The sequence below is a fragment of the Nonomuraea sp. 3-1Str genome (assembly GCF_031570565.1).
Lineage (GTDB): Bacteria > Actinomycetota > Actinomycetes > Streptosporangiales > Streptosporangiaceae > Nonomuraea.
The window spans coordinates 148,032-174,703 of the sequence record NZ_JALHBK010000010.1 but is presented as its reverse complement, the minus strand read 5'-3'; the positions used below and the strand labels follow the sequence as shown (position 1 = coordinate 174,703).

General features: G+C 71.5%; 23 protein-coding genes. 6 read left to right on the top strand and 17 right to left on the bottom strand.

What is annotated here, in order from left to right; all coding sequences use genetic code 11:
* Nucleotides 1–10: 10 nt before the first annotated feature.
* The 4 genes from MTP10_RS18405 to MTP10_RS18390 all read right to left on the bottom strand — a co-directional run bounded on the left by MTP10_RS18405 (nt 11) and on the right by MTP10_RS18390 (nt 6,687).
* Nucleotides 11–433, bottom strand: coding sequence for a roadblock/LC7 domain-containing protein (locus MTP10_RS18405; protein ID WP_101790364.1), 423 nt, complete (start codon nt 431–433; stop codon nt 11–13).
* A complete protein-coding gene (locus tag MTP10_RS18400; protein WP_310710698.1) occupies nt 430–3,648 on the bottom strand; it encodes a nitrate- and nitrite sensing domain-containing protein in 3,219 nt (1,072 codons plus the stop codon). The genes MTP10_RS18405 and MTP10_RS18400 overlap by 4 nt, the downstream gene beginning before the upstream one ends.
* A gap of 250 nt (nt 3,649–3,898) precedes the next feature.
* Nucleotides 3,899–5,296 (bottom strand): aminobutyraldehyde dehydrogenase, encoded by a 1,398-nt coding sequence (locus tag MTP10_RS18395; protein ID WP_310710697.1) that lies wholly within the window; start codon nt 5,294–5,296, stop codon nt 3,899–3,901.
* Nucleotides 5,297–5,418: 122 nt separating this feature from the next.
* Nucleotides 5,419–6,687 (bottom strand): glycosyltransferase, encoded by a 1,269-nt coding sequence (locus tag MTP10_RS18390; protein WP_310710696.1) that lies wholly within the window; start codon nt 6,685–6,687, stop codon nt 5,419–5,421.
* 135 nt (nt 6,688–6,822) lie between these two features.
* On the opposite strand from MTP10_RS18390, the gene MTP10_RS18385 reads away from it, so the two are divergent.
* Complete coding sequence (locus MTP10_RS18385; protein WP_310710695.1) at nt 6,823–7,428, top strand: helix-turn-helix domain-containing protein; 606 nt, start codon at nt 6,823–6,825, stop codon at nt 7,426–7,428.
* A gap of 65 nt (nt 7,429–7,493) precedes the next feature.
* On the opposite strand, the gene MTP10_RS18380 is transcribed toward MTP10_RS18385, so the two are convergent.
* The 4 genes from MTP10_RS18380 to MTP10_RS18365 are packed head-to-tail and all read right to left on the bottom strand — an operon-like array spanning nt 7,494 to nt 11,339.
* Complete coding sequence (locus tag MTP10_RS18380; protein WP_310710694.1) at nt 7,494–8,582, bottom strand: ABC transporter ATP-binding protein; 1,089 nt, start codon at nt 8,580–8,582, stop codon at nt 7,494–7,496.
* Nucleotides 8,569–9,348, bottom strand: a complete 780-nt coding sequence (locus MTP10_RS18375) for an ABC transporter permease (RefSeq protein WP_310710693.1) — start codon at nt 9,346–9,348, stop codon at nt 8,569–8,571. Before MTP10_RS18375 ends, MTP10_RS18380 begins: the two co-directional genes overlap by 14 nt.
* Entirely contained in the window at nt 9,341–10,207 is an 867-nt protein-coding gene (locus MTP10_RS18370) for an ABC transporter permease (protein ID WP_310710692.1), read from the bottom strand. The genes MTP10_RS18375 and MTP10_RS18370 overlap by 8 nt, the downstream gene beginning before the upstream one ends.
* A gap of 7 nt (nt 10,208–10,214) precedes the next feature.
* Entirely contained in the window at nt 10,215–11,339 is a 1,125-nt protein-coding gene (locus MTP10_RS18365; protein ID WP_310710691.1) for a spermidine/putrescine ABC transporter substrate-binding protein, read from the bottom strand.
* Between the two features lie 176 nt (nt 11,340–11,515).
* Here MTP10_RS18365 and MTP10_RS18360 point away from each other — a divergent pair, with 176 nt between their 5' ends.
* The 3 genes from MTP10_RS18360 (at nt 11,516) to MTP10_RS18350 (ending at nt 14,681) form a co-directional block, all read left to right on the top strand.
* On the top strand, nt 11,516–12,691 hold the full coding sequence (locus tag MTP10_RS18360; protein WP_310710690.1) for a hypothetical protein: 1,176 nt from the start codon (nt 11,516–11,518) through the stop codon (nt 12,689–12,691).
* 115 nt (nt 12,692–12,806) lie between these two features.
* A complete protein-coding gene (locus tag MTP10_RS18355) occupies nt 12,807–13,769 on the top strand; it encodes an SIS domain-containing protein (RefSeq protein WP_310710689.1) in 963 nt (320 codons plus the stop codon).
* 141 nt (nt 13,770–13,910) lie between these two features.
* Nucleotides 13,911–14,681, top strand: coding sequence for a TetR/AcrR family transcriptional regulator (locus MTP10_RS18350; protein ID WP_310710688.1), 771 nt, complete (start codon nt 13,911–13,913; stop codon nt 14,679–14,681).
* Between the two features lie 13 nt (nt 14,682–14,694).
* Here MTP10_RS18350 and MTP10_RS18345 read toward each other — a convergent pair whose 3' ends face one another.
* From MTP10_RS18345 to MTP10_RS18310, 8 genes are all read right to left on the bottom strand, one after another.
* Nucleotides 14,695–15,480 (bottom strand): hypothetical protein, encoded by a 786-nt coding sequence (locus tag MTP10_RS18345; protein WP_310710687.1) that lies wholly within the window; start codon nt 15,478–15,480, stop codon nt 14,695–14,697.
* Between the two features lie 163 nt (nt 15,481–15,643).
* Nucleotides 15,644–16,222 carry an ATP/GTP-binding protein gene (locus tag MTP10_RS18340; RefSeq protein WP_310710686.1) on the bottom strand — a complete coding sequence of 193 codons (579 nt, stop codon included), beginning with the start codon at nt 16,220–16,222 and terminating at the stop codon, nt 15,644–15,646.
* A complete protein-coding gene (locus MTP10_RS18335) occupies nt 16,203–16,565 on the bottom strand; it encodes a DUF742 domain-containing protein (protein ID WP_310710685.1) in 363 nt (120 codons plus the stop codon). Before MTP10_RS18335 ends, MTP10_RS18340 begins: the two co-directional genes overlap by 20 nt.
* A 26-nt stretch (nt 16,566–16,591) precedes the next feature.
* Nucleotides 16,592–17,014: a roadblock/LC7 domain-containing protein gene (locus MTP10_RS18330; RefSeq protein ID WP_175595573.1), complete on the bottom strand. Its 423-nt coding sequence runs from the start codon at nt 17,012–17,014 to the stop codon at nt 16,592–16,594.
* 25 nt (nt 17,015–17,039) lie between these two features.
* Nucleotides 17,040–20,201 carry a nitrate- and nitrite sensing domain-containing protein gene (locus tag MTP10_RS18325; protein ID WP_310710684.1) on the bottom strand — a complete coding sequence of 1,054 codons (3,162 nt, stop codon included), beginning with the start codon at nt 20,199–20,201 and terminating at the stop codon, nt 17,040–17,042.
* 225 nt (nt 20,202–20,426) lie between these two features.
* A complete protein-coding gene (locus tag MTP10_RS18320; RefSeq protein ID WP_310710683.1) occupies nt 20,427–22,652 on the bottom strand; it encodes a [protein-PII] uridylyltransferase in 2,226 nt (741 codons plus the stop codon).
* A gap of 118 nt (nt 22,653–22,770) precedes the next feature.
* Complete coding sequence (locus tag MTP10_RS18315; RefSeq protein WP_310710682.1) at nt 22,771–23,109, bottom strand: P-II family nitrogen regulator; 339 nt, start codon at nt 23,107–23,109, stop codon at nt 22,771–22,773.
* Complete coding sequence (locus MTP10_RS18310) at nt 23,106–24,419, bottom strand: ammonium transporter (protein WP_310710681.1); 1,314 nt, start codon at nt 24,417–24,419, stop codon at nt 23,106–23,108. The genes MTP10_RS18315 and MTP10_RS18310 overlap by 4 nt, the downstream gene beginning before the upstream one ends.
* Nucleotides 24,420–24,617: 198 nt before the next feature.
* Between MTP10_RS18310 and MTP10_RS18305 the strand changes: the two genes are divergently transcribed.
* The gene (locus tag MTP10_RS18305; protein ID WP_310710680.1) at nt 24,618–25,544 is read left to right on the top strand and encodes an iron-siderophore ABC transporter substrate-binding protein; all 927 of its coding nucleotides are present in this window, start codon (nt 24,618–24,620) and stop codon (nt 25,542–25,544) included.
* 52 nt (nt 25,545–25,596) lie between these two features.
* Here the strand turns inward: MTP10_RS18305 and MTP10_RS18300 are convergent, their stop codons facing one another.
* Complete coding sequence (locus tag MTP10_RS18300) at nt 25,597–26,238, bottom strand: ABATE domain-containing protein (RefSeq protein WP_310710679.1); 642 nt, start codon at nt 26,236–26,238, stop codon at nt 25,597–25,599.
* A 60-nt stretch (nt 26,239–26,298) separates the two neighbouring features.
* On the opposite strand from MTP10_RS18300, the gene MTP10_RS18295 reads away from it, so the two are divergent.
* Nucleotides 26,299–26,670, top strand: a complete 372-nt coding sequence (locus MTP10_RS18295) for a nuclear transport factor 2 family protein (RefSeq protein WP_310710678.1) — start codon at nt 26,299–26,301, stop codon at nt 26,668–26,670.
* Nucleotides 26,671–26,672 lie beyond the last annotated feature (2 nt).

Here is a 26,672-nt window from a genome sequence, read left to right as displayed (position 1 = left end):
GTCACCGCCCTTAGCGGGGGCGGGCCGCCTGCAGTTCGGCACGTACGGCAGGCGTGAGCACCTGACCCGCGCGCTCGACGAGCAGCGTCATCTGGTAGGCCACCAGGCCCATGTCACAATCGGGCGCAGCGAGCACGGCCAGGCAGGAGCCATCGCTGATCGACATGATCATCAACAGACCGCGCTGCATCTCGATGACGGTCTGGGTCACCAGGCCGCCCTCGAAGACACGGGCAGCGCCCTGCGTCAGGCTGATGACACCCGAGGCGACCGCGGCGAGCTGGTCCGCCCGGTCCTTCGGGAAACCCTCGGAGAACGCCAGCGGCAGACCGTCCGACGAGACCACGACGGTGTGCGCGACCCCTGGCACGTTGTTGACGAAGTCAGTGATCAGCCAGCTGATGCCACGCGCTCCCTGGCTCAGTTCTCTCATTTCTCCTCCTCGTTCTCTTCTCCGCGGGTGAACGCGCGGCCTTGTCGAACACCCTGCTGGAAGCTGGAGAGCCGGCTCCGCAACCTGTCGGGAGAGATCTGCGGCGCCGGTGACGTGGCCTGGGGCTCGGCCAGGCTCGCCGTACCGGGCACCAGGTTGGCCTTGGGCACGCGCCGGGGCAGGCCCGAGGACGTCACGCCGCCCTGCGCGGGCTCGGCGGCGGCCTGCGCGGCCTGGAAGCCGCTGTCGGCCGGCGAGGACCACGCGGCGCCCGCGCCGGACTCGCCGGGACGGCGCCGGGGCAGGCCGGACGGGCTGAGGCTTTCCTGCGCGCCGTCCTGGACGCCGAGCTGCGCGCCGCGCTGCGGGAGCGGCGGCGGACTGTCGAGCCGCACCGCGGGCTGGACGGCCGTCTCCGACTCCTGGTCGGGCTCCGGCTCACGGGGCCTGAGCACTTCGGGGTCGGGCTTGCGGAACCAGTCGGAGCCCACCGAGGAGAAGATGGGCAGGAACTCCTCGCTCGGCGGCTCCATCGGCGAGCTGCGCACCACGGGCAGCGGGCCGGTCAGATCCTGCGAGGAGTACTCCCCCGGGCCGAACGGGTCGAAGCCGTGCTGCCCGTTGGGGGCGAAGGCGTCGGCCGGCTTGACCGTCTCGGCGAAGGAGGGCCAGCGCTGCTCCTCGCCGAACGGCGCACGGGACGGCTCGTCGCCGTAGGGAGAGCGCGCGGGCTCGTCGCCGTAGGGCGAGCGGAGGTCGTCGCCGTAGCGGACCTCCTCGCCGAAGGACGGGCGGGCGGGCTCGTCGCCGTAGGGCGAACGGGGCGGCTCGTCGGCGTAGGGCGACCTGGCCGGCTCGGCGGGGGTGAACAGCGACGAGGCCGGCTGCTCGCCGAACGACGGCCAGCGGGTCTCCTGCTCCTCGCGCATCGGAGGCGGCTCGGTCGCGAACGACGGCCAGTTGGGCACGTCCTGGGCGGGCGCCGCCGGGTCGGCGAACGACGGCCAGCGGTCCTCCTGGGCAGCGGCCGGTTGCTCCTCGCCGAACGACGGCCAGCGCTGCTCGTCCTGGCGCGGCTGCTCCTCGGCGAACGAGGGCCAGTTGCCGGTGCCGGGGACGGGCAGCGAGCCGGGCCACTGCGTGTCGACCGGGGCGTCGTCGCGAGGGTCGGCGAGGGCGGCCGGCGAGGCGTAAGTGCCGTTGCCGTGGCCGTTGGAGGCGGCCTCCTCGAACGGCGCCTGGCCGAACATGCTCGGGTCGAAGTCGGTGAACGCGTCGTACTGGCCGCGCTGCTGCGGTACGCCGGCCGGGCCCTGCGCGCCCACGATCAGCGTGTTCGGCAGCATGACCAGGGCGCTCAGGCCACCGGTCTCGCGCATCCGGAGCTGGACGCCCACGCCGTGGCGCAGCGCCAGGCGGCCGACCACGAACAGGCCCATGCGGCGGGAGACGGCGACGTCCACCACCGGCGGGTTGGCCAGGCGCCAGTTGGCCTCGGCCAGCTCGTCGGCCGACATGCCGATGCCCAGGTCGCTGATGGTCACGAGCACCCCGCCGTCCATCGGGGCGCTGGTGACCTGAACCTTGCTCTCGCGCGGGGAGAAGGAGATGGCGTTCTCGATCAGCTCGGCCAGCAGGTGGACGGCGTCGGTGACGGCCGGACCGGCGAGCTGCACGCCCGAGGGGATCTGGATCTGGACCCGCTCGTAGTTCTCGACCTCGGACAGCGAGGCGCGGGCGACGTCGACCAGCGGCACCGGCTCGCTCCACTTGCGCGCGGCCTCCTGGCCGGCGAGGACCAGGAGGTTCTCGCTGTTGCGCCGCATGCGGGTGGCCAGGTGGTCGAGCCGGAACAGGTTGGCGAGCCGGTTCTCGTCCTCCTCACCCTGCTCCAGGCCCTCGATGAGCTGGAGCTGCCGTTCGACCAGCGTCTGGGTGCGGCGGGAGAGGTTGACGAACATGGAGTTGACGTTGGCACGCAGCTTGGCCTCGTCGCCGGCCAGCCTGATCGCCTCGCGGTGGACCTCGTCGAAGGCCCGGGCCACTTCCCCGATCTCGTCGCGGGTGTTGACGCCGATCGAGGGGACCTCGGGCAGCGCCGCGCCGTCGCCCGACTCGCGCAGCGCGCGGACGGTCTCGGGCAGCCGGGTGGTGGCCACCTGGAGCGCCTCGGCGCGCAGGCGGCGCAGCGGGCGCACCAGCGAGCCGGCCACGCGGGTGGTGAAGACCAGGACGAGGAGCAGCAGGACGAGGATCATGGCGCCGGAGATGACGGCGCTGCGCTGCTCGGAGTCGCTCAGGTCCCGGGCCTCGGTCACGACGCGGGTGGTCAGGCCGTCCTCGACCTTGCGCAGGCCGCTGACCTGGAGCGAGGTGCTCTCGTGCCACAGGTTGAGCTCGCGGCGCGGGGTGGCGGTGATGTCGAGGTCGCGGATCGTCTTGTACTCGCGCAGCTGGGCGAGCGCCCGCTGGCGCATGGCGTCGGCGCGGTCGATCTGCAGGCCGCGCATGTTCTTGCGGTAGGCCTGGAGGTCCGCGGTGCTCGCCTCCTCCTCGAAGGTGGCGAGCTCCGCCTGCTGCCGGTTCCAGGAGCCCAGGAAGTCGGACAGGTCGTCGTAGTCGAGCTTCCGCTCCACGAGCGCGACGACGAGGATGCCCTGCTGGCGGGAGACCTCTTCCTTGGCCCTCTGCAGCGCTCCGAGGGTGATGACGTCCGAGCCGAGCGCGTCGTCCTGGGTGCCGCCGGCCAGCTCGTCCTGGAGCTTGCTCATGACTTCGATCATCGAGCTGAACGTGCGCAGGGCGGCTCGGGGCGGGGCGCTGCCGGTCTGGACGATCGACTGGCGCAGGCCGTCGAGGCCGGTCAGCCAGCGGCGGATCTCACCGGCCTCCTCCAGGGTGCGCGGCGAGTGGGTGGCGTCGAGCGCCCCCACGGCGGCCAGCACGCGCTTGCGGACGGCGTTGACCGCGTCACGCTGGGTGTTGAGCTGGGCGCGGCGGGAGGCGCGGCGGCCCTCGGCGATGTACCACGCCGTGAGCGTCCGCTCCTTGCCGAGTTCGTCGGACATCGCGCCGACGGTCTGCACCAGCTCCGCGATCTGGGTGAGCCGGCGGTACTCGGCGCTGGTGGCGATCGAGTTGGCCAGCTGGACACCGGCGAGGAGCACGCCGACGACGGTGGGGATGAGGATCAGCGCGACCAGCCTGGTGCGCACACGCCAGTTCCCCAGCCGGAACCGGCCGCCTGCGTACTCCTCCGGCCTGGTGTGCCTGGGGTTATCGGTCCTCACTGACTCTCGCAACCTCTCGCCGTACGTGCTCGATAAACCTGACACGCTTGGGGCGCATGGGATTCGTGCGGGCTGGGTAATTGGAACACAACCCGTACCAGATCAGCCAACCGGACATATCCCATCAAATGCGACCAGACGTGCCGTTGGAGTCGCATATCACCGCGCGTCTTTCTCAGGCGGGCCGGAACGAGTCTCGCTCCGCCGGCGCCGCGTGCTTGACCATCAGGTGACGGGTCACCGAGTATTCCTGCACCGCCTCCTGGCTCATGTCCTTGCCGAACCCGCTGCCCTTGACCCCGCCGTGCGGAGCCTCGCTGGCGATGGGCAGGTGGTCGTTCACCCACGTCACGCCCACGTCGAGACGGTGCGAGACCCGCATCGCCCGGGCGACGTCGCGCGACCACACCGAGGAGGCCAGGCCGTAGCGCGTGTCGTTGGCGAGCCGGACGGCCTCGTCCTCGCCGTCGAAGGGGAGGACCACGAGGACGGGGCCGAAAAGTTCTCCTTGTACGATATCGCTCTTCTGATCTACCCCGGTCACCAGAGTCGGCGGGTAGTAGAACCCGGAACCCTCGGCGGGAGCGCCGCCGTGGAGCACCCGACCGCCCGCACGCTGCACGAACCCGTGCACGCGGTCGCGGTGCGCCGCCGAGATCAGCGGTCCGATGTCGGTGGCGGGGTCCCACGGATCTCCGGTCACGATTTCGGCAAGAGTCGCCCGAATCGCCTCGACCGCCTCGTCGTGGACGCGCCGGTCGACGTAGACACGCGTGGCCGCCGTGCAGTCCTGGCCCGTGTTGTACGTCGCGCCCATCGCCACGCCGGTCGCCATCGCGGCCAGGTCGGCGTCGTCGAACACCAGCGCGGGCGCCTTGCCGCCGAGCTCCAGGTGCACCCGCTTGAGCGTCCGGGCCGCGCCCGTCATGACGGCCCGGCCCGTCTCGGTCGATCCCGTGACGCTGACCATGTCCACGCCCGGGTCGGTGACGAGCGCCTCCCCCACCTCGGCGTCGCCCGTGACGACCTGCACCAGGCCGCGCGGCGCGCCCGCCTGGGCGAACAGCTCGGCCAGCCGCAGCGTGGAGCGCGGCGTCTGCGGGGCGGGCTTGATCACCACCGCATTGCCCGCGGCGATGGCCGGGCCGAGCTTCCAGACGGCCATGACCAGCGGGAAGTTCCACGGCGCGATCGACCCGACGACGCCGACGGGCCGGCGCACCATGATCGAGGTGTAGCCGCGGCTGAACACCCCGGCGCCCGTGCCCTCCAGCGAGCGGGCCGCCCCCGCGAAGAAGCGCAGGTTGTCCACCGCGAACGGCAGCTCGCCGTCGCGTACGACGGCGGCCGGCTTGCCGGTGTCCTCCACCTCCAGCCGGGTCAGCTCGTCGGCGTCGGCCTCGACCAGGTCCGCCACGCGCAACAGCAGCCGCGCGCGCTCCGCCGGGGTCGCCTCGGCCCACTCGGCGAAGGCGGCGCGGGCCTCGCCCACGATCCGCGCCACGTTCTCGACGGAGGTGTCCGGGACGCGGTCCGTGGGGGCGCCGGTCGCCGGGTTGATCAGTTCGCGCATGGTTCCTGTTCCTGGCCGGTCGTTCCTGACCGGCCGTTGTTCCTGACCCGCCGTTGTCCCTGGCCGGTCGTTGTTCCCGACCGGCCGTTACTGCTTGCCGGTCGTCGTTCCTGGCCGAGCCGTTATTCCTGGCCGAGCCGCTCGATGAGGTCGGCCGCCTTGCGCAGGCCGTCGCGGCGGCGGATCTCCTCGCCCGCGGCCTCCAGCCGGGCGCGCAGCTCGGTGTCGCCGAGCAGGCGGTCGAGCGCGCCCGTCAGCTCCTCGTCGCCGAAGGCGTAGGTGGACAGCCGGACGCCGTAACCGAGCTCGTGGACGCGCTGGGCGTTGTCGTACTGGTCCCAGAACAGCGGCAGGAGGATCATCGGCTTGCCGAAGTGCAGCGCCTCGGTGGTGGTGTTGTTGCCGCCGTGGGTGATGACCAGGTCGCAGAGCGGGATGATCTTCGTCTGCGGCACGAACTCGGCGCCCCACATGTTGTCGGCCAGCTTGATCTCCTCGTGCAGCGGGCCCTTGGAGACGATGAACTGGTGCGGCGTGGTGGCCAGCACGTCGATCACCCGCTGCATCAGCTCCACGTCGGAGGAGCCGAGCGAGCCCAGCGAGAAGTAGACCAGCGCGCCCTCGCCCCGCGGGAAGGGCAGCTCGAACGGCTCGTCGGTCTCCCGGACGGACGAGTCGAGCCGGTGCCACGTGGGGCCCAGCGGACGCTCGGCCGTGTAGTCGAGGATCTCCGGGAAGACGTAGAGGTTCAGGTCGCCCTCGTGGATGAAGTCCAGGTCGGGCAGCGGCTCGGTGCCCTGCTCGACGCTCCACTCGTTGAAGGCGCTCCACAGCTCGCGGTGGGTGCGCTCGTACTCCGCCCGGAAGGCGTCCCACTCGCCGCGGTCGTCCGCGGGCAGGCCGGAGAAGACCGGCGCGACGTTCTCGCCGCGCACCTCCAGCGGGTTGCAGGAGACGATGCGGACGAACTTGCGGCCCGCGGTGAGCAGGGCCGGGAACGTGATGACGTTGTCCTCGACGATGACGTCCGGCTGGACGCGCTCGATGATCTCCTTGAGGCGCGGCTCGCAGTACTTCACGCCGTCGATGAGCGACTCCCAGATCGGCTTGGTGACCGTCTCCAGCTGCTCCAGCGTGCTCTTGCGGTACTCGGGCGCGGTCTCGCGGATGAAGTCCTTCCAGAACTGACCCGCGTCCTGCTCCTCCTCGGCCGGCGGCGCGAGGTCGACCAGGTCCTCCTCGAAGCCGAGGGCCTCCAGCTTGCCCTTCCAGGAGGCCTCCGCGGCGAAGACGACGCGGTGGCCGCGGCGGCGCAGGATGTCGCCGATGCCGATGCAGTTGTTGGTGGGCCCGTAGGCGCTTTCTGGCATGAACAGGATCGTGAGAGACATCACGTTACTCCGGAGGGGGCGAACTAGTTGAACGTGAATTCAAATACTCATCTAGCGTAGGGGTCAACTTCAAGGCACTATGGTCACGGCTTCCTGAATGGGAGGCGAACAGCTCGGGGGAACGAGGTGGTGAGCATGGCCCAGCGCAAGAGCCGCACCGACCGGCGCATCGACCTGATCGAGGCGGCGCGCCGCGCCATCATCCGCCACGGCATCGACGGCGTCCAGCTCTCGCACGTCGCCGAGGAGGCGGGCCTGACCTCGGGCGCCGTGCTCTACCACTACCCCGACCTCAGCGAGCTGCTGGTCGAGGCGCAGCACGCCGGGATGGAGCGCTTCTACGAGCAGCGGCTGCGCCGGCTCTCCACCGTGACGGACCCGGTCAAGAAGCTCGTCATGACGATCCGCTCCGGGCTGCCCACCGGGCCGCTCGACCCCGACGTGCGCCTGCTCAACGAGCTCGGCGGCGCCGCCGGCCGCAACCGGGTCTACGGGGTCCTGCTCACCTCCCTGTACGACCGGCAGGTGTCGATGTACCAGTCGATCCTGGACACCGGCTCCGCGCTCGGGGTGTTCCGGCTGAGCGGCGACTCGCAGTCGCTGGCGCGCAACCTGGTGGCCCTGGAGGACGCCTACGGCTACCGCATCACGGCCAGGCACCCGGTGATCGGCCCCGAGGAGGCGGCCGAGCTGATCCTGTCCTACGCGCGCACCGCGACGGGCAACGACCTGGTGCACTGAGCCCGTCGCGATGGGGCGGGTTCCCGGGTGGCCGGTTCTCGCGTGGCCGGTTCTCTGGGGGGCGGTCATGGCGTGGCGGGGATGACGACGGCGTCACCGGCGTCCCAGCCGAGCCGCACCTTGGCGCCCGGCTGCACGGCGCTGGCGCCCTGCACGGCCACCAGCACCGGCTTGGCGTGGCCCGGCACCTCCACCGAGAGGTGCGAGACGCCCCCGTAGAAGCTGACGTCCAGCACGCTGCCCTCAAGCCCCTCGACGGGCTCCCCGGACTCGCCGTCGCCGGCGTTCTCGTCGGCCGGGTCGCCGGACCGGTGGAGGACGATCTGCTCGGGCCGGACGCACAGCAGCGCGGCGGCGCCCTCCTCCAGCTCCTCCAGCGGGGTCCCGGCCAGCTCCCCGAGCTCGCCCGCGTCCACCCCGCCCGTGCGGGCCGTTCCCCGGAACAGGTTGTTGGCGCCGACGAAGCCCGCGACGAACGGGCTGCGCGGCCGCTCGTAGAGGGCGACCGGCTCGTCCACCTGGCGGACGCTGCCGCTGTCGAAGACCGCGATCCGGTCCGCCAGCGACATGGCCTCCTCCTGGTCGTGCGTGACGACCACGAACGTGATGCCGACCTCGTGCTGCAGCCGCTTCAGCTCCAGCTGCATGTCGGCGCGGACCTTCTTGTCCAGCGCCGACAGGGGCTCGTCGAGCAGCAGCAGGCGGGGCCGCTTGACGATGGAACGGGCCAGGGCGACGCGCTGGCGCTGGCCGCCGGACAGCTGCGCCGGCTTGCGGTCGCCGTGCGCCGACAGGCCCACGGTCTCCAGCACTTCGCCGACGCGCCGCCGGATCTCCTCGCGGGGCAGCTTCTCCCGCTCCAGGCCGTAGGCCACGTTCTTGGCCACGGTCATGTGCGGGAACAGCGCGTACGACTGGAACATGAGGCTGATCGGCCGCCGGTTCGGCGGCAGCGCGAGCAGGTCGTCGCCGTCGAGCGTCACCGTGCCGTCGTCGGGCGTCTCGAACCCCGCGATGATGCGCAGCAGCGTCGTCTTGCCACAGCCGGAGGGCCCGAGCAGCGCGAAGAACTCGCCCTGCCCGATCTCCAGGGACACGCCGTCCAGCGCGGTGACCTGGCCGAACCTGCGGGTGATGCCGTCAATCTTGAGCACGTGCTTCGCCGATCTTGGTCATGCGCTGGCCCGCGATCACCGCGGTGAAGCTCACCAGCAGGAGGATCGCGCCGAGCGCGTTGATCTCGGGGGTCACCCCGAACCGGATCATCGAGTAGATGACGATCGGCAGCGTCTGCTGGAGGTTGCCGATCGTGAAGAAGGCGATCACGAACTCGTCGAGCGACAACGTGAACGCCAGCATCGCGCCCGCCACGATGCCCGGGGTGAGCTGCGGGAGTGTGACCCTCATGAAGGTGGTGACCGGTCCCGCGCCGAGGTCGCGCGAGGCCTCCTCCAGCGACGTGTCGGTGTTCGTCAGGCGGGTGCGGACCACCGCCGCGACGAACGCCATCGCGAACACGCTGTGCGCGAGGATCACCGAGTACAGGCCCAGCGTGAGTTGAATCAGACCGTAGAAGAGCAGCAGGCCGATCGCGAGCACGAGGTCCGGCAGGACGGCCGGCATGAGCGCGACCGCGTCCAGCGTGCGGGAGCGGGTGTGCCGGGCCAGGCCGACGGCCAGCAGCGTGCCGAGCACCGTGGCGATCACGGTGGAGCCCGCTGCCACGATCAGCGTGTTCAGCAGGCCGTCGAGGACCCGCTGGTCCTGGGCCAGCACGCCGTACCACTTGAGGCTGAAGCCCTCGTAGGTGTAGGCCGACTTGCCGGAGTTGAACGACATCGCGACGACCACGGCGATCGGCGCGTACAGGAAGACGATCGTCACCCAGAACGGGACGTACAGGAGCCTCGACCTACGCACGGCGCGCCGCCCATGCCTGCACCAGGAGCAGCACGATGAGCACCGCGACCAGCGCGAGCGTCAGCGCGGAGCCGAACGGCCAGTCACGCGCCTTGAGGAACTCCGTGCGGATCAGGTTGCCCACCATGATCGACTTGCCGCCGCCCAGCATCTCCGGGATGACGAAGTTGCCGAAGCTCGGCACGAACACGAACAGGCACCCCGTCATCACCCCCGGCACGGTCAGCGGCAGCGTCACCTTGCGGAACGTGGTCAGCCGGGACGCGCCGAGGTTCGCCGACGCCTCGCGGAGCTGCGGGTCGAGCTTCTCGATGGCCGCGTACAGCGGCAGCACCATCAGCGGCAGGTACGAGTAGACCAGACCGACGACGATGGCGCCCTTGTTGTAGAGCAGCTCGAACGGGCCGAGGCCGAGGCTCTTCAGGGCCGAGTTCACCAGGCCGGGGCCGTTGAGCAGGATGATCCAGGCGTACATGCGGATGATGAAGTTCGTCCAGAACGGGAGCACGATCGCGACGAGCGCGACCGTCTTCCACTTCCGCGGCAGCCGGGCGATCAGGTAGGCCGTGGGGTAGCCGAGGGCGAGCGCTATGAGCGTGGCCAGCGCCGCGATCTCCAGCGACTGGCCGAGCACCCGTAGGTAGAGCGGGTCGATCAGGCGGGAGAAGTTCTCGGTGGTGAACTCGTAGACCACCCCGCCGAAGCGGCCGCGCTGGAAGAAGACGTAGCTCAGCACCAGCGCCAGCGGCACCAGCAGCAGCACGACGAGATAGGCGAGGCCGGGGGTGAGGAAGACGAACGCGCCCAGCCGGCGCCGGCCCCTGAGGGCGGTCGCCGGCCGGGTCCTGACCGGGGACATCACTGCGTCACTGCGCCGTGACCTCGGTCGACAGGCGCGTGTACTTGGTCGACGCCTGACCCAGGTCGATGATCGACTCACCGTTGAGCAGCTCGGCGGGCTTGATGCCGAGCAGGGAGCCCTTGGGCGGGTTCACCCGGTCCATGGCGGCCTTGTTGGGCACCTTGTAGTTGATGTTCTCGGCCGCCCAGCTGTGGATCTCGGGGTCGAGGATGTAGTTGATGAAGGCGTGCGCGGCCTCCTTGTTCTTGGAGGACTTCATGATCACCATGGTGTCCACCCAGAGGTCGCTGCCCTCCTTCGGCACGACGAACTTGATGTTCTGCTTCTCGTCGGTCGTCGGGCACCAGCCGTCCCACGCCTCGACCATGATGGCCTCGCCGCTGGTGAGCTTGTCGCCGAACGTGGTGTCGTCGTACCCGAGCAGGTGCGGCTTGGCCTTGACGAGCAGCTCCTTGGCCTTGGCGATCTCGTCGTCCTTGTCGGTGTTGACCGAGTAGCCGAGCGACTTGAGCGCGGGCAGGGCCAGCCAGCGCTCGGTGGTCATCATGGTGACCTTCTTGTCGGCCCAGGACGGCGGGTTCAGGATGTCGTTCCAGCTCTTCGGCTCGGCCTTCACCAGGTCGCTGCGGTAGCAGATGCCGGTCGTGCCCCAGGTGTAGGGCACGGAGTACTTGTTGCCCTTGTCGTAGGAGAGCTGGGTGGCCTCGGGGTAGAGGTTCGACAGGTTGGGGATCAGCTCGGGGTGGATCGGCTCCAGCAGGCCCTGCTCGTTGAGCGCCTGGGCGTACTGGCCGGACACGAAGGCCACGTCGATGCCGCTGTCGCCGCCGGCGGTGAGCTTGGTCATCGCCTCTTCGTTGGTGGCGTGCAGGGTGACCTTCAGGTCGGTGACCTTGAGCTTCTCCTTGACCTTGACGGGCAGCTCCTTCGGCGTGTAGCCGTCCCACACCGTGATGCTGACCGACTGCTTGCTCAGGTCCGCGTTGGGGTTGAGCTGGTCGGCCTCTGCTTTCGCCGCCGAACCCGCGCCGCTGCTCGACGACTCACCACCGCACGCCGCCACGGCGAGCGCGAGGCCGGCCACCGCTACGACGGCCGGAAGACGACGGGTGAACCGGAATCGGGACAAGGCCGCTACTCCTTCTGATGACAAGGGACGAGGGGTCGCGCGACCAACGGACACGGCAGACCAGAGCAGGAGTGTTGCAGCAGAAATCAACATGAGCAAGACTTTTGCGGACATTGCCACCTGGAAGTTTGGTCATGCTGTTGAATCCCGATTCAATATGGGACCGGTTGATCTCCGTGGGTGAGAATCCCCTCACCCAGCGGGACCGCGGCCTCACAGCTGCGCTCGTCGCGTCGTTGGCGGACGACGTGCCCGCACCCTTCGCCGTACGCCGGCTCGGCCCGCTGCCCAGCCTCTCGCACCGCGAAGCCGCCGCCGACACCGGGGTCCCGGTCGAACGCGACTTCGGAGAGCACGTCGATCAGACAAACTATTCGGTGGTGGTGAGTGATCGGGTCGTCGTCAAGTGGCTGACACCCCCGGCGCCGATGCCGCATCCCGCCCCTGATGTCCTCGCACACCTGGCCGCGACCGGTTTTCGGGAGATCGCCCCGCCGTTCGCCGCCCTGACACTTCACGAAAAGTCCGGCCAGGTGCTGCTGCTGGCACTCGTGACCGGCTACCTGCCGGGGGCGCGCGACGGGTGGGAGTGGTGCGTGGACGAGGCCGAGGCGGGACGCGCCGCGTTCGCGGCGGAACTCGGCCGCCTGACCGCCGACCTGCACACGGCCCTGTCCACCTTCCACCCCGGCGACCCGTCCGCCCTCCATCCTCCGGACCTGGCCGGACGCGTGCTTGAGGCGTCTCGCGGTCCGGCGGCCGGACCCGTGCCCGAGGCGTCTCGCGGTCCGGCGGCCGGGTACGGGGCACGGGCGGAAGGGGCGCTGCGGGAGGCGCTGGAGCTGACCGGCGGCGAGGACGGCGCGTGGCTGGCCGCGCGAGAGGCCGATCTGCGCCGCGAACTGGAGCCCCTGCACCGGCCCGCCGGCTCCGCACCGCTGATCCGCATCCACGGTGACCTGCACGTGGGCCAGATCCTGCGCTGGCGTGACGGCTACGCCGTGATCGACTTCGACGGCAACCCGACCGTGACCGGCGCCGAGCCGTACCAGCCTGCCGCCCGCGACGTCGCCCAGCTCGCCACCAGCCTCGAACACGTCGCCCAGGTCGCCGTCAGGAGGCGCGGCACGCCGCCCGCGGCCGCCGCCCGCTGGGCCGGCGAGGCCCGCGACGCCATGCTGGCCGCCTACCGCCTCCGCCTGGCCGAGCGCGGACGGCCGGAGCTGCTCGACGAGACGCTGCTGCGGCCGTTCGAGATCGAGCAGGAGTGCCGGGAGCTCGTCTACGCGGCCCGCCACCTGCCGCGCTGGCGCTACGCCCCGATGGGCGTCCTGCGCACCTGGTACCCATGACCTCCCACGACCACCCCGCCCAGGCGGCGCCCGAGACACCCGGCGGACGCCGCTCCCACGCGGTGTCCGTGACATCCGCGAGACCCGACCCTTCCGAGCATCACCTGGAGATCCGTTGAACCCCGAGCTGTTCCTGGCTGACCTGGAGGCCAAGCCCGCCGCCCTGGAGGCGCTGGCCGGCGAGCTGGCCGCCGGCGACCCGTTCGAGGGCCTGCCGGGCGACGTCGAGCGGGTGCTGTTCCTCGGCATGGGCAGCTCCCGGTACGCCGCCGGCGTGGCCGCCCTCCGGCTGCGCGCCGCCGGGATCGACGCCTACGCCGACTACGCCTCGGCCGCCGCCACCTACCCCGCCGCCCCCGGCACGCTGGTCGTGCCGATCTCGGCCACGGGCGGCAGCCGGGAGACGCTCGACGCGCTCGCCCGCTACACCGGCGCCGAGGTGTTCCTCGCGGCCCTCACCAACGCCCCCGGCTCCGCCGTGACCGAGGGCGCCGGCCTGGTGGTGCCGATGCGGGCGGGCGAGGAGCGCGGCGGTGTCTCCTGCCGCACGTTCCAGCACACGCTGGCGCTCCTGCTCGCACTGGAGTCGCGTCTCACGGGCACCTCCCGCGACCTGCCCGCCCTCGTCCGCCGCGCCGCCGAGGCCACGGCCGACCTGCTGGACCGCAGGAAGGAATGGCTGCCCGTGGCGCTGGAGCTGCTGGAGGGCCCGCACGGTGTCTACGCCGTCGCCCCCGCCGAGCGGCTGTCGTCGGCCGAGCAGTCGGCGCTCATGGTCCGTGAGGGCCCGCGCCGCCCCGCCGACGCCTGCGAGACCGGGGACTGGGCGCACGTGGACGTGTACCTGACCAAGACCCTCGACTACCGCGCCCTGCTCTTCCCGGGCTCCCGCTACGACGAGCAGGCCATGGACTGGGTGCGGCAGCGCGGCTCGACGGTGCTGGCGGTGGGCGGCGACGTGCCGGGGGCCGCGGCGTCGATCCGCTACCGGCACGACGACGACCCCGAGGTCGCGCTGCTGACGGAGACGCTGGTCGCCGAGCTGGTCGCCGCCCGCTGGTGGGCCGCGGCCTCGTGACCGTCGCCGAGAGGGCCGCCGGCCTCGTCCTGGGCCGCGACCCGCTGCCGACGGAGCCCGTCCCGTTCCACCGCCGCACACCCTCGCTCCGGGGGTGGGGTCTCCGGAGCGTCCGTTAACGTACGGTGTACCGTACGGAGGGTGACGACCGAGTACGTCGGCAGGGGTGACCCCGCGCGCAGCCTCGCGCTGCTGTGGCGGACCAGCGAGCGCGCCAGCCGCAAGGGCAAGCCCGACCTGAGCGTGGACCGGATCGTGCGGGCCGCCATCGAGGTGGCGGACGCCGAGGGGCTCCAGGCGCTGTCCATGCGCCGCGTGGCCGAGCGGCTGGGCGTCGGGACGATGTCGCTGTACACGTACGTGCCGGGCAAGCCGGAGCTGTTCGACGTCATGCTCGACACCGTGTACGGGGAGATCGACCGGTCCGAGGACCTGCCCGGCGGGTGGCGGGAGCGGCTGGAGCACATCGCCCGCCAGAACTGGACGCTCTACCTGCGCCACCCCTGGCTGGCCCAGGTGGCGACCAGCCGCCCGGTGCTCGGGCCCAACGGCACGGCCAAGTACGACCACGAGCTGCGCGCCGTCGACGGGATCGGGCTGACGGACGTCGAGATGGACGCGGTGGTCACGCTGGTGACCGGGTTCGTCCACGGCACGGCCCGGGGGGCGGTGGAGGCGTCGCAGGCCGAGAGCGAGACCGGCATGTCCGATGCCCAGTGGTGGGCGGCGCACGCGCCGTTCCTCAACCGCGTCGCCGACGCGAGCCGCTTCCCGACGGCCACCCGGGTGGGTCAGGCGGCGGGCGAGGCCATGGGGACGGCCTACAGCGCGGAGCGCGCCTTCGAGTTCGGCCTCCAGCGCGTCCTGGACGGCATCGAGGCCCTGGTGGCCCGCCGCGCGTCCGCCCCCTGACCGAGCCGCCGGGTCAGCGCAGGGCCGCGGGGGCGGTGGCGGCGGACAGGAGGACCTCGTGCTGCCCGGCGGTGGGCGGCCGGGTCCAGGTGAGCCCGGGGCCGCCGGAGGCGACCACGTGGGACACGACGGCGCGCAGCAGCGCCTCCGCGGGCGCGCCCGCCTGCTCCTCGCGCGCCTCCCGGTAGCGGTCCAGCACCCGGGCCAGGTCGATCATGACGGTGTTCTCCGCGTCACCGGCTGTGTCGCCCCCGGCCGGGGCCCGCACGGTCAGGAGCAGGAGGCCGGTCTCGTCCTCGGCCTTCCAGGCGGTGATGCCGGCCGAGGGCGGGGCGCACACGATCTCGCGGACCGCCTCGGCGAAGCGCCGGCCGTCCATGCCGTCCGCCGTTCCGCTCAGCCAGCCGGCGCGCAGGTGGAGCACGCCCGGCCCCTCCGCGGCGCCGTGCTCGGCGACGAGGTCGCGGACCGTGCCCTCCGGGTCGTGCAGGGCCGCCTCGCCACGGGCCGCGAAGGCCTCGGCCATTAGATGGAGCGAGATGGCCCGGGGCGGCCCGGCGGTGACGACCACGGCCTGGGCGATCTCCAGGAGCGGGGCGTCGGCCTCGTCGTGGAAGGCCCGCAGGCCCTCCGTGAACGCGGTCCCGGCCTCCGCGTCGAGCACCGGGCCCCACGCGTGCCCAGGGGCCTCCTGGGTCCCTCCAGAGCCGCTCTGAGCGGCGGAACGATCACGGCGCAGCCACCAGGTGAGCGCAACGGCCACGGCGACGGCCGAGACGGCGAGCGCGATCCACACCATACGGTCCACTCCCCTCCCCATCGAAGCCCCCGTCGGGCTCCTCATCGGACAGGGCCTAGCAGCGTAATGGCGATCACGACCCGCTCACCTCCTATTTCCCGAAATGTCGTGAAATAGGAGGTGAATGGGGGGTTTCCGGCCGGAAGGCCGGCGTGGTGGTGGGCTAGGAGACCGGCGCGGCGCGGAGCCGTACGACGTGCTCGACCAGCGAGATCAGCGTCGCCTTCACCGAGTCGCGGTTACGCGCGTCCGTGCGGACGATCGGCACGTGCGGCGAGAGCGCCAGCGCCTCGCGCACCTCGTCCTCGGAGTGCAGGAACTGCCCGTCCCAGCCGTTGACGCCGACCACGAACGGCAGCTTCGCCTCCTCGAAGTAGTCGATCGCCGGGAAGCTGTCGGCCAGCCGGCGCGTGTCGAGCAGCACGACGGCACCGATGGCGCCGCGCACGAGGTCGTCCCACATGAACCAGAACCGGTGCTGCCCGGGCGTGCCGAACAGGTACAGGATCAGGTCGCGGTCGAGCGACAGGCGGCCGAAGTCCATGGCCACGGTCGTCGTCTGCTTGTTGGGGGTCATGCCGAGGTCGTCGATGCCCGCGGACGCGTCGGTCATCACCGCTTCCGTGGTCAGCGGAAGGATCTCGGACACCGCCCCCACGAACGTCGTCTTGCCGACGCCGAACCCGCCCGCGACGACGATCTTCGTCGACGTGAGGCCGGGGCTAGAGCCTGCGAAGTCCACTGAGCACCCTTTCGAGCATGTTGAGGTCTGGCTGTCCCTGGCTGAGGCGTGGCTGGTGCAGGCGGACAAGCCCTTCGTCGGACATGTCCGCCACAAGCACCCTCGCCACGCCCAGCGGGACCCGGAGCAAGGCCGAGATCTCGGCGACCGACCGGAACGTACGGCAGAGCTGCATGATGGCCTCCTGCTCGGGAGTCAGCAAGGCCATCTCGTCGTCCGGTATGGACATGGACGAGATCAGCGTCTCCATCGCGAGGTGGTAGCGAGGCTCCGAACGGCCGCCGGTCACCGCGTACGGACGGAACAGGGGCTCGTCGTCCCCGTTGCCGTCAGTGCCGTACACGACCCTCTCCCATCAGTGTCATCGCCTCACCGTGTCCTGGCAGCCTGGAGCTCCGCGCGCAGGGCCGGCGTCAGCGCCTGGCCCGCCCGGTCGACCAGCAGCGTCATCTGGTACGCCACCAGCCCCATGTCGCAGTCGGGCGCGGCCAGCACGGTGATCACCGAGCCGTCGCTGATCGCCATCACGATGAGCAGCCCGCGCTGCATCTCGACGACCGTCTGCGTGACGGAGCCGCCCTCGAACACGCGGGACGCGCCCACGGTGAGGCTCAGCAGGCCGGCGGACACCGCCGCGAGCTGGTCCGCACGGTCCGGCGGGAAGCCCTCGGAACTCGCCAGGCAGAGACCATCGGCCGAGACGACGACCGCGTGCGCCACGCCCGGCGTGTTGCGCACGAAGTCCGTGATCAGCCAGTCGAACCGATGCGCCTCATGGCTCAGCGTCGTCACGCGTCCTCCCTGGAAAGACGCTCGCTCACTCTTGTTCCTCCTGTTCGCGTACTTCCGCCCGTCCCCGGCGCACTCCCTGCTGGAAGCTGGCCATCCGGCTGCGCATCCGGTCAGCGGAGACCGGTGGCGCCGGCGCCTGCCGCTGCTGCCGTTGCGGCTGCGCGGCCTGCGAGCCGGCCGTACCTGGGACCAGGTTGGCCTTGGGGGTGCGCTTGGGCAGCCCGGCGGCGGTGATGCCGCCGAGACTGGGGTCGCTGGCCGCGGCCGCCGCACGCCAACCGGCGTCCGCGGCCGTTCGCCACGCTTCCTCCCCAGAGACTACGGCTTGCGATGGGTTGTGCTCATCACGGCCGGGCGCCGAGGTCGCCTGCTCGCCCGGCGGGCGGCGGAACCAGGCCGACTCCACCGAGGCGAAGATCGGCAGGTACTCCTCCTGGCCCTTGTCCATCGGGGACACGTCCACCGAGGGCGGCGACTCGGGTCTGCGCACGTCAGCGGTGCTGTACCCCGAGGCGGCCGGCGCCGGCGGCGGCGTCTGGAACGCGCCATTACCACTTCCGGCTCCCGGGAAGCCCTCACGGCTGGGGAAGCTCTCACGGCTGGCAAATCCGTCGCGGCTCGGGAACGCGTCGCGGCTGGGGAGGGGCTCCCGGCTGGGGAAGGGGTCCCGGCTCGGCATGTCCTCGCGGCCGGGGAGGTCCTCCCTGCGGGGCAGGCCCTCCCTGCGGGGTCCCCGGGTGCCGGGGGCCGGCGGGGCCGACGGGAAGCCGCCGGCGCCCTCCTGACCGGGATGGGACGGGAAGCCGCCGGGCGCGTCCGGGCTCGGGTACGAAGGGAAGCCACCGGGCGCGTCCGGACTCGGGTACGACGGGAAACCGCCGGGCGCGTCCGGACTCGGGTACGACGGGAAGCCGCCGGTGTCGTACGACGGCTGCCGCAGGGCGCCGCCGTCGGTGTCGGCGGTGAAGGGCGGCCCGCCGGGCCGGCCCGTGCCGTTGCCGGCGGTGCCGAAGGAGTCGAGGCTGCCGAAGGAGCGGAAGGAGCCGTTCTGCGCGGGCGTGCCGTGCCGCCCGCCGGCCCCGCTCGCGCCGGGCCCGCCGGCGCCACTGCCCGCCAGAGCGGGTCCGCCGAGCCCCGGACCGGCCAGGCCAGGACCGGTGAGACCCGTACCGGCCAGGCCAGGGCTGGTCAGGCTGGAGCCGCCGAGGCCGGGCCCGCGGCCCGGGGCGACGCCGGCCGGGTCGCCGCTGCCCGCGAACGCGGGGCGCTGCGGCAGCGGCGGCTGGGAGCCGTCGGCGACGAGCGCCGGAGGCAGCAGCACCATGGCGATCAGGCCGTTGCCGTCGCCCTTGCGGAGCTGGACGCGGATGCCGTGGCGCAGGGCCAGCCGTCCGACCACGAACAGGCCCATGCGCCGCGAGACCGACACGTCCACGACGGGCGGCTCGGCGAGGCGGCGGTTGGCCTCGGTCAGCTCGTCCTCGGTCATGCTGATGCCGGCGTCGGTCACCGACAGCAGCGCGCCGCCGCCCTCGATGAGGCTGCTCGTCACGGAGACCTGGGCGTTGCTCGGGGAGAACTGCAGGGCGTTCTCGACCAGCTCGGCCACGAGGTGGACGAGGTCGTTCGCGGCGCTGCCGACCACCGAGGTGCCCCGGTGGACCTTCACCTGGACGCGCTCGTACCCCTCGACCTCCGACAGGGCGGCGCGCACGACGTCCACGAGCTTGGCCGGCTGGCTGCGCCGGCGGGAGGGCTCGTGGCCGGCGAGGACCAGGAGGTTCTCGGAGTTGCGCCGCATGCGGGTGGCCAGGTGGTCGAGCTTGAACAGGTCGGCCAGCCGGCCGCCGTCCTGCTCGCCCTTCTCCAGGCCGTCGATGAGGGAGATCTGCCGCTCGACCAGCGTCTGGGTGCGGCGCGAGAGGTTGACGAACATCGAGCTGATGTTGCCGCGCAGCTCGGCCTCCTCGCCCGCCAGCCGGACGGCCTGCCGGTGGACCTGGTCGAAGGCCTTGGCCACCTCGCCGATCTCGTCGCTGCCCTCGACGTCGATCGGCCGGACCTCCGGCACCACGTCGCCGTTGAGGCGCAGCTTGCGGACCACGTCCGGCAGCCGGAAGCCGGCGATCTCCAGGGCCTCGGTGCGCAGCCGGCGCAGCGGGGTGACCATGGAGCGCGCGATGGCGACGGTGAGCAGCGCGACGAGCAGCAGCAGGGCCAGGATGAGGACACCGGCGATGACCGCGTTGCGCACCTCGGCGTCACGCAGCTCGGTGCCGCGCAGGGCCAGCTTCTTGTTGATGTCCTCCTCCACCGAGTGGAGGGCGCTGATCGTGGTGGCGTTGTCGCTGAACCACTGGTCGGCGGCCGAGATCTTGCCGGGGTCGGTCGAGGCGAGCAGGTTCTGCCGGATGCGGACGCCCGGCTCCTTGCCGCTGGCCAGCGTGATGGCGCGCGACTTGATCAGCTCGGTGTTGTAGTACTCCGGCCTGGTCAGCGCCTTCTGCAGCTGGATGGCGACCTGGGGGCCGGCCTCTTGCCCGACGGTGGTGATGTCGGAGCGCTGGGCGGCGTTGGAGGCGATGAACCGCTCGACCTCCTTGGCGTCCATGCTCCCCGGGTTGTAGTAGCCCTTGAGGAGCTGGACGCGCTGGCGGGAGATCTCCTCCTTGGCGCGCGCGATGGCGCCCAGCGCGCGGAACTGGCCGATGATCTGCGAGTCGTCGGTGAGCAGGCTCAGCTCGTCGTGCAGGCGGAGCAGCGTGTCGAGCAGGGTGTTGTAGCGCGTGGTGTCGCGCTGGCCCTCGGTGCGGGTGCGGGGCAGCTGGCGGATGTCGAGCCGGGCCCGCTTGACGACGTCGAGGACGCGGACGCCGTACGAGTCGTCCATGGCGTTCATGTCGGCCTGGACGGTCTTCACGAGCTGGTCGACGGCGGCCTTGCGCTCGGCGTACGGCTTGGCGAGCTTCCTGCGCAGGGCCCTGGTGGCGTCGACCCAGCCGCCGCCCGTGTCCCGCTCCAGGCCCACGGCCTGGACGAGGTCGCGGATGTGGCCCGCGTCCTCGGCGGCGCGGATGGTGCGCTCGTAGTCGCTGATGCTCTGGATCGAACCGACCACGCGGGCGCCCCCCAGCGCCACGCAGACGACGGTGGGAACCAGGATGAGGGCGGTCAGACGCCATCTCACGCGCCAGTTGCGCAGCCCGAGCCGAGGCGATGGGGATCGCCCCTCGCGGCCCCGCCCGGCGGCCTGGCCGCTGTCGGAGTTCCCCGTAGTCACTGCTTCCGCAACCCCTCAATCAATCCCGCGCTCCACGGGCCGTAGGACGTCCACAAGGTATCCGCAGCATGGGACTACCTACGCAAATCGGATGCAATCGTTACATATGTGACCAGTCCCGTCGTGAGTGGTTCAGCGCAGTGCCGCCAGCACCAGATCGCGGACCTGGCCCCGCTGCGCGTCGTCACTGAGGGGACGTCCGGCGCGATCGACCACGTAGAAGACGTCCACCGCCTCCGCGCCGAGAGTCTCCACGCGAGCCGCTCTCACGTCAAGACCACACTCACCGAACGCCCGTCCGATGCGCCACAGGAGTCCCGGCCTGTCATGGGCTCTGACTTCCACCACCGTGGCGGTCGCCGAGGCGTCGTCCACCAAGGTCACACGGGGTGGCGCGACCGGAACACGAGAGGGCCTCACGTACCGGCTCCGGCGGGCCAGCCGTTGCTCGATGTCAAGACGGCCGGCAAGGACGAGACGGAGGTCGGCTTCCAGCGTGGCGGGGTCCGGGGGTGAGCCGTACTCGGGGACCACCGAGAACTCGATCACCGCGGTGGATCCCGCGGAGGCCGAGGCGGCCGAGCGGACGATCAGCCGATGGGCGGCCAGCACCCCGGCCGCGTTCCACAGCAGGCCGATGCGATCGGGGGCGACGACCGTGACCGCGCCGCCGTTGACGCGGACCGCTCCGCCGCCGTGCCGGGCCAGGGCGGCCTGCTCCGGGGACAGGGTGGGCGCCTTGGGCGGCGGCGAGCCCGACAGGACCGACCGGACGCGGCGCACGAGATCGGCGACCAGACCGGCCTTCCAGGCATTCCAGGCCGCCGGGCCGGTGGCGTGGCCGTCGGCCACCGCGAGCGCCGCCAGCAGGTCCAGCACCTCCCGCGTGCCGACCGTGCCCGCGACCTTCTCGATCGTCACGGGGTCGTCGAGGTCGCGCCGGGTCGCCGTCTCCGGCAGCAGCAGGTGGTGGCGCACCACGGTGGCCAGGACCTCCACGTCCGCCGGCGGCAGGCCGATGTGGGCGGCGATGTCGCGCACCACGACCTCACCCGTCGCCGAGTGGTCGCCGGGCCAGCCCTTGCCGATGTCGTGCAGCAGCGCCGCGATCAGCAGCAGGTCGGGGCGGGACACCTCACGGGTGTGGCCGGCGGCGTTCGCGGCGGCCTCGATGAGGTGTCGGTCGACGGTGAAGCGGTGGATCGGGTTGCGCTGGGGGCGGTGGCGCACGCGCTCCCAGTCAGGAAGCATCTTGACAAGGATGCCCGCCTGGTCGAGCTCCTCCCACACGGGCACGGCGGCGCGGCCCGCGCCGAGGATCGACACCAGCGCGTCGCGGGCCTCGTCCGGCCAGGGGACCGGCAGCGGAGGGGACTGAGCTGCGAGGACGGACACCGTCGCGGGCGCCAGCGGCAGCCCGGAGTCGGCCGCCGCGGCGGCGGCGCGCAGCACCAGCAGGGGGTCCTTGCGGGGGTCGGCGCCCCGGGCCAGCACCACCTCACCGCCGTGCTCGACCACGCCGTCGGCCAGCGGACGCCGGCCGCGCGGCGCCGGCCCTGACACCAGCCTGTCAACCGTGCGCCAGGTCACGTCGAACGCGTGGGAGATCGTCCGGCCCGCCTCCGCGAGCCGCCGCATCAGCGCCTCCGCGTCGAGCAGGCCGAGCAGCCCGGCGACGGCCTCCTGCTCCTGCAGGACGAGCCGGTCGGCGCCCCGGGCGGTGACGACGTGCAGCGCGTGCCGCACGTCCAGGATGAACTCGTACGCCTCGCGGGCCCGCGGACCGGGGGCCGAGGCCACCCAGGCCGCGGCCACGGCCTGCATGGCCTGGAGGTCGCGCAGCCCGCCGCGGCCGTCCTTGAGGTCGGGCTCCAGCAGGAAGGCGACCTCGCCGCTGACCTGGGCCCGCTTGTCGGCCGCCTCACGCAGCTCGCCGAGCCTGCGCCGGGAGTCGGCCCGCCACTCGGCCAGCACCGACTCCCTGACCTTCCTGGTCAGCTCCGGGTCCCCGGCCACGTGCCGGGCCTGGATGAGGCCGAGGACCGCCTTCAGATCGTCCCGGGCCACCGCCACGGCCTCGTCCACGGTCCGCACCGAGTGGTCGAGGCCGATGCCGGAGTCCCAGATCGGGTACCAGATGCGGTCCGCCACCCTGCCGACGTCGCCCCGGCCGCCGTGCAGCAGCACCAGGTCGAGGTCGCTGCCCGGAGCCAGCTCGCCGCGCCCCAGGCTGCCGACGGCGACCAGGGAGACGTTGTCGCCGTCGCTCGCCGTTCGGAAGAGGTCCTTCAGCCAGCGGTCGGTGTCCGCGGCCCGCTCCTTGCGGGCCGCGGCGTACGAGCGAGCTTCTCCCCTCAAGACGTCCCCTCGCCGGGCTCCGTCCGGACGCCCTCGTCTCGCTGCCGATCCATCTGCCATGCCTCGCCGATCCGGCGCGGACGCCGTCGTCCACGCCGGATGGTCCTTCCGCCCGTGCCTAGAGGGCCTCCAGGCCGCGCTCGCCGGTGCGGACGCGGATGACCGTGTCCACGGGCACCGACCAGACCTTGCCGTCGCCGATCTTCCCGGTCTGCGCCGCCTTGACGATGACGTCGATCACGTCCTCGGCGTCGTCCTCGTCCGCCAGCACCTCCAGGCGGACCTTGGGCACCAGGTCGACCTGGTACTCGGCGCCCCGGTAGACCTCGGTGTGGCCGCGCTGCCGGCCGTAGCCGCTGGCCTCGCTGACCGTCATGCCCTTGATGCCGAACTGCTCCAGGGCGGCTTTCACGTCATCGAGCTTGAAGGGCTTGATGACCGCGGTGATGAGTCTCATGCGTCCACCTTCTTAGGCGCCGGGCTGACGGCGGGCCCGCTGGGGGATGCCACGCCGGAGGCGTGGACGGTGCCGAGGTCGTAGCCGGTCTCGGCGTGGGTGGTGATGTCGATGCCGGTGACCTCCTGGTCCTCCGGCACCCGGAAGCCCATCACCTTGTCGATGATCTTGCCGAGCACCCAGGTGACGATGAAGGAGTAGCCGCCGATAGCGACCGGGCCGAGCACCTGGAGGCCGAGCTGGGTCAGGCCGCCGCCGTAGAACAGGCCCTTGTTCTGCTGCTCAAGGAAGGGGTAGGCGGCCAGGAAGCCCAGGGAGACGGCGCCGATGACGCCGCCCACCAGGTGGACGCCGACCACGTCGAGCGAGTCGTCGTAGTTGAGCTTGTACTTCAGGCCGACGGCGTAGGCGCAGACCGCGCCGGCGATCAGGCCGATGAGCAGCGCGGCCCACGGGTCCACGAAGCCACAGGCGGGCGTGATGGCCACCAGGCCGGCGACCGCGCCGGAGGCGACGCCGAGGCTGGTGGCGTGGCCGTCGCGCATCTTCTCCACGACGAGCCAGGCGCCGGCCGCGACGGCGGTGGCGATCTGCGTGTTCATGAACGCCAGGCCGGCCGTGCCGTCCACCGCGAGCTCGGAGCCGGCGTTGAAGCCGAACCAGCCGAACCACAGCAGACCGGCGCCGAGCAGGACCAGCGTCAGGTTGTGCGGGCGCATGGGCTCCTTGCGCCAGCCCTTGCGCTTGCCGAGGACCAGGGCGAGGGCGAGGGCCGCCGCGCCGGCGTTGATGTGGACGACCGTGCCGCCGGCGAAGTCCTCGATACCGAGGGTGTTCAGCCAGCCGGTGCCCCAGACCCAGTGGGCGACGGGGAAGTACACGATCGTGGCCCAGATGAAGCTGAACAGCACCCAGGCGCCGAACTTCGCGCGGTCCGCGATCGCGCCGCTGATCAGGGCGACCGTGATGATGGCGAACGTCAGCTGGAAGGCCGAGAAGACCAGGCTGGGCATGCCCGTGCCGTCGTCCTTCGTCGCCGTGTTGACGAGGCTCTGCAGGCCGACGTGGTCGAGGCCACCGACGAACTGGTTCAGCCACGACATCGAATTGTCGCTGAACGCCAGCGAGTGCCCGTAGAGCACCCAGGCGATCGTCACTGTGATGATGGCGACGAACGACATCATCATCATGTTCAGGACGCTCTTGGCCCTGGTCATGCCCCCGTAGAAGAACGCGAGGCCCGGAGTCATCAGCAGCACCAACGCGGTGGCCGTGAGCATCCAGGCAGTCGTGCCGCTGTCGATCTTCACGACGCGACCCTCCTTACATATGACGTGTGGCCACAGCGTGTTCGTCCGGAGTTTCATGGCTCGACCAGGTGTGTTTCGCGTGCGTGAATCTCGCCACAGTGGTGTTTCGAGGGTGTTTCGGCCTTTTCACACCCGGCATTTGGGGCGCGGTGACCACTACACTTAGGTTTGCCTTACCTAAACGATCAAGGAATGCCCATGCGTCTCCGCCTGGCCGCCGCGGCCTTGCTCCCCCTTCTCGCCCTCGCCGCCTGCGGCACCTCCACGGCGCCGCAGGAGGCCGGCCCGACCCGAACCGTCAAGCACGCCATGGGCGAGACCAAGGTGCCCGCGGAGCCCAAGCGGGTCGTGGTGCTCGACACCGACAAGCTCGACACGATGGTGTCGCTCGGCCTGGCGCCGGTGGGCGCGGCGCAGGCCGCCGAGAACCAGGCGTGGCCGAAGTACCTCGGGTCCGCGCTGTCGGCCACCAAGCCGGTCGGCACGCTCCAGCAGCTCAACCTCGAAGCGATCATGGCGCTGAAGCCGGACCTGATCCTGGGCTCCAAGTTCCGCCAGGCCGCCTTCTACGACAAGCTCAGCAAGATCGCGCCCACGGTGTTCACGGAGAAGGTGGGCGTCACCTGGAAGCAGAACTTCCTGCTCGACGCCGAGGCGCTGGGCAAGAAGGAGAAGGCCGCCGAGCTGCTGTCGGCCTACGAGGCACGGGCCCGGCAGGTGGGCGCCACGTTCACCTCGCTGAAGGTGAGCATCGTCCGCTTCATGCCGACGGAGATCCGCATGTACGGCCCGGAGTCGTTCAGCGGCATCGTCGTCGGCGACGCGGGCATCCCCCGGCCCGAGGCGCAGATGCTGGCGAGCCAGGCCGACAAGCGCTTCGGCAAGCTCAGCCAGGAGAACATCGCCCAGGCCGACGCCGACGCCGTCTTCTACAGCGCGTACGGCGACGCGGCGGCCAAGAGCCAGGCGGCGGTGACGGGCGGCCCGCTGTGGAAGAACCTCGCGGCCGTCAAGACGGGACACGCCTACAACGTGGACGACGAGATCTGGATGCTCGGCATCGGCGTCACGGCGGCCGGCAAGATCCTCGACGACCTCGACCGCTACCTGACCCCCCTGGCCTGAGCGCCTGTCCCGTCCCGCCTCGGCGGCGCTTCAGCCCGCGCGGCCGGTGGGCCTATGAGCGCCGCGTGCGGAGCTTCTGGCGGTTGCCGCAGCGGCTCATCGAGCACCAGCGGCGGGCGCCGGGACGCGAGGTGTCGAGGAAGATCAGGTGGCAGTTGTCCCCCGCGCACATCCGCACCCGCCCGGCCCGGGGGCCGCTGAACAGCTCGATCGCGTCGCGGGCCACCGCCGACAGGAACTGCGGCCCCGTCACGGGGTAGGCCCACCCCCTTTCCAGGTTCCCCCCGATCACCGGGGCGGGTGGCGGCGCCGCGGCCGCCTCGTTCAGCACCTGAAGGTCGTCCCCCGCCTTCCCCGCCACCTCGTCGTACGGGTCCTCGATCGGGGGCGGGACGCCCGGGAGACCCTCGGCGCCGGCGGCCCGTACAGCCAGCCGCCAGATCGCGGCCCGCAGCCGCCTGGCCGCCGGCAGGTCGCCGGGCCCCGCCAGCACCGGCCCCTCGATCCCGAGCCGCGTCCGGGCGATCCACGCCGCCAGATCCCCGGGCTCGCGCAACTGCTCCCACGGCTCCACCGCCCCGCTGAGCAGGAACTCCAGGCAGAGCGTGCCCGCGTCGAACCGGAACCGCTGCCCGTCACCGCCCGTCAGCGTCATCCCGCTCGCGCTCGCTGTCGTCCCGCTTGCGCCATCCACTCCAGCACTGTAACACTGACACCGGTTAAACCGGTGTACCCCGACCCGAGGAGATGCCCCATGGAAGAGCTGATCGCCCTGACCGAGAAGGCGTGGGAGGCGAACAGGAACGGCGACGCCGCCTTCTACGACCGTTTCCTCACCGCCGACGTGGTGAGCGTCTCCCCCTGGGGCGTGGTGACCGATCGCGACGCCACGCTCAAGGGGTTCGCCGAGAACCGGAACCCGTACACCCGCACCGACCAGTCCGACCACAAGGTCGTGATGCTCACCGAGGACAGCGCGGTCCACACGAGCACGGTCGAGATCGACATGCTCGTGGGCGGCACCACCGAGCGGACGATGCGCGTCTACGCGACGACGGCGCTGGTGCGCACAGACGGCGAGTGGAAGGCGGCCTTCTTCCAGATCACCCCCGCGCCCGAGCGCTGAGC

Excerpts from the sequence above, each read along its gene's own strand:
- MTP10_RS18405 (WP_101790364.1), bottom strand. The coding sequence starts at position 433 with ATGAGAGAACTGAGCCAGGGAGCGCGTGGCATCAGCTGGCTGATCACT.
- MTP10_RS18385 (WP_310710695.1), top strand. The coding sequence starts at position 6,823 with ATGGCCCAGCGCAAGAGCCGCACCGACCGGCGCATCGACCTGATCGAG.
- MTP10_RS18390 (WP_310710696.1), bottom strand. The coding sequence starts at position 6,687 with ATGTCTCTCACGATCCTGTTCATGCCAGAAAGCGCCTACGGGCCCACC.
- MTP10_RS18370 (WP_310710692.1), bottom strand. The coding sequence starts at position 10,207 with ATGTCCCCGGTCAGGACCCGGCCGGCGACCGCCCTCAGGGGCCGGCGC.
- MTP10_RS18315 (WP_310710682.1), bottom strand. The coding sequence starts at position 23,109 with ATGAGACTCATCACCGCGGTCATCAAGCCCTTCAAGCTCGATGACGTG.
- MTP10_RS18395 (WP_310710697.1), bottom strand. The coding sequence starts at position 5,296 with ATGCGCGAACTGATCAACCCGGCGACCGGCGCCCCCACGGACCGCGTC.
- MTP10_RS18295 (WP_310710678.1), top strand. The coding sequence starts at position 26,299 with ATGGAAGAGCTGATCGCCCTGACCGAGAAGGCGTGGGAGGCGAACAGG.
- MTP10_RS18345 (WP_310710687.1), bottom strand. The coding sequence starts at position 15,480 with ATGGTGTGGATCGCGCTCGCCGTCTCGGCCGTCGCCGTGGCCGTTGCG.
- MTP10_RS18305 (WP_310710680.1), top strand. The coding sequence starts at position 24,618 with ATGCGTCTCCGCCTGGCCGCCGCGGCCTTGCTCCCCCTTCTCGCCCTC.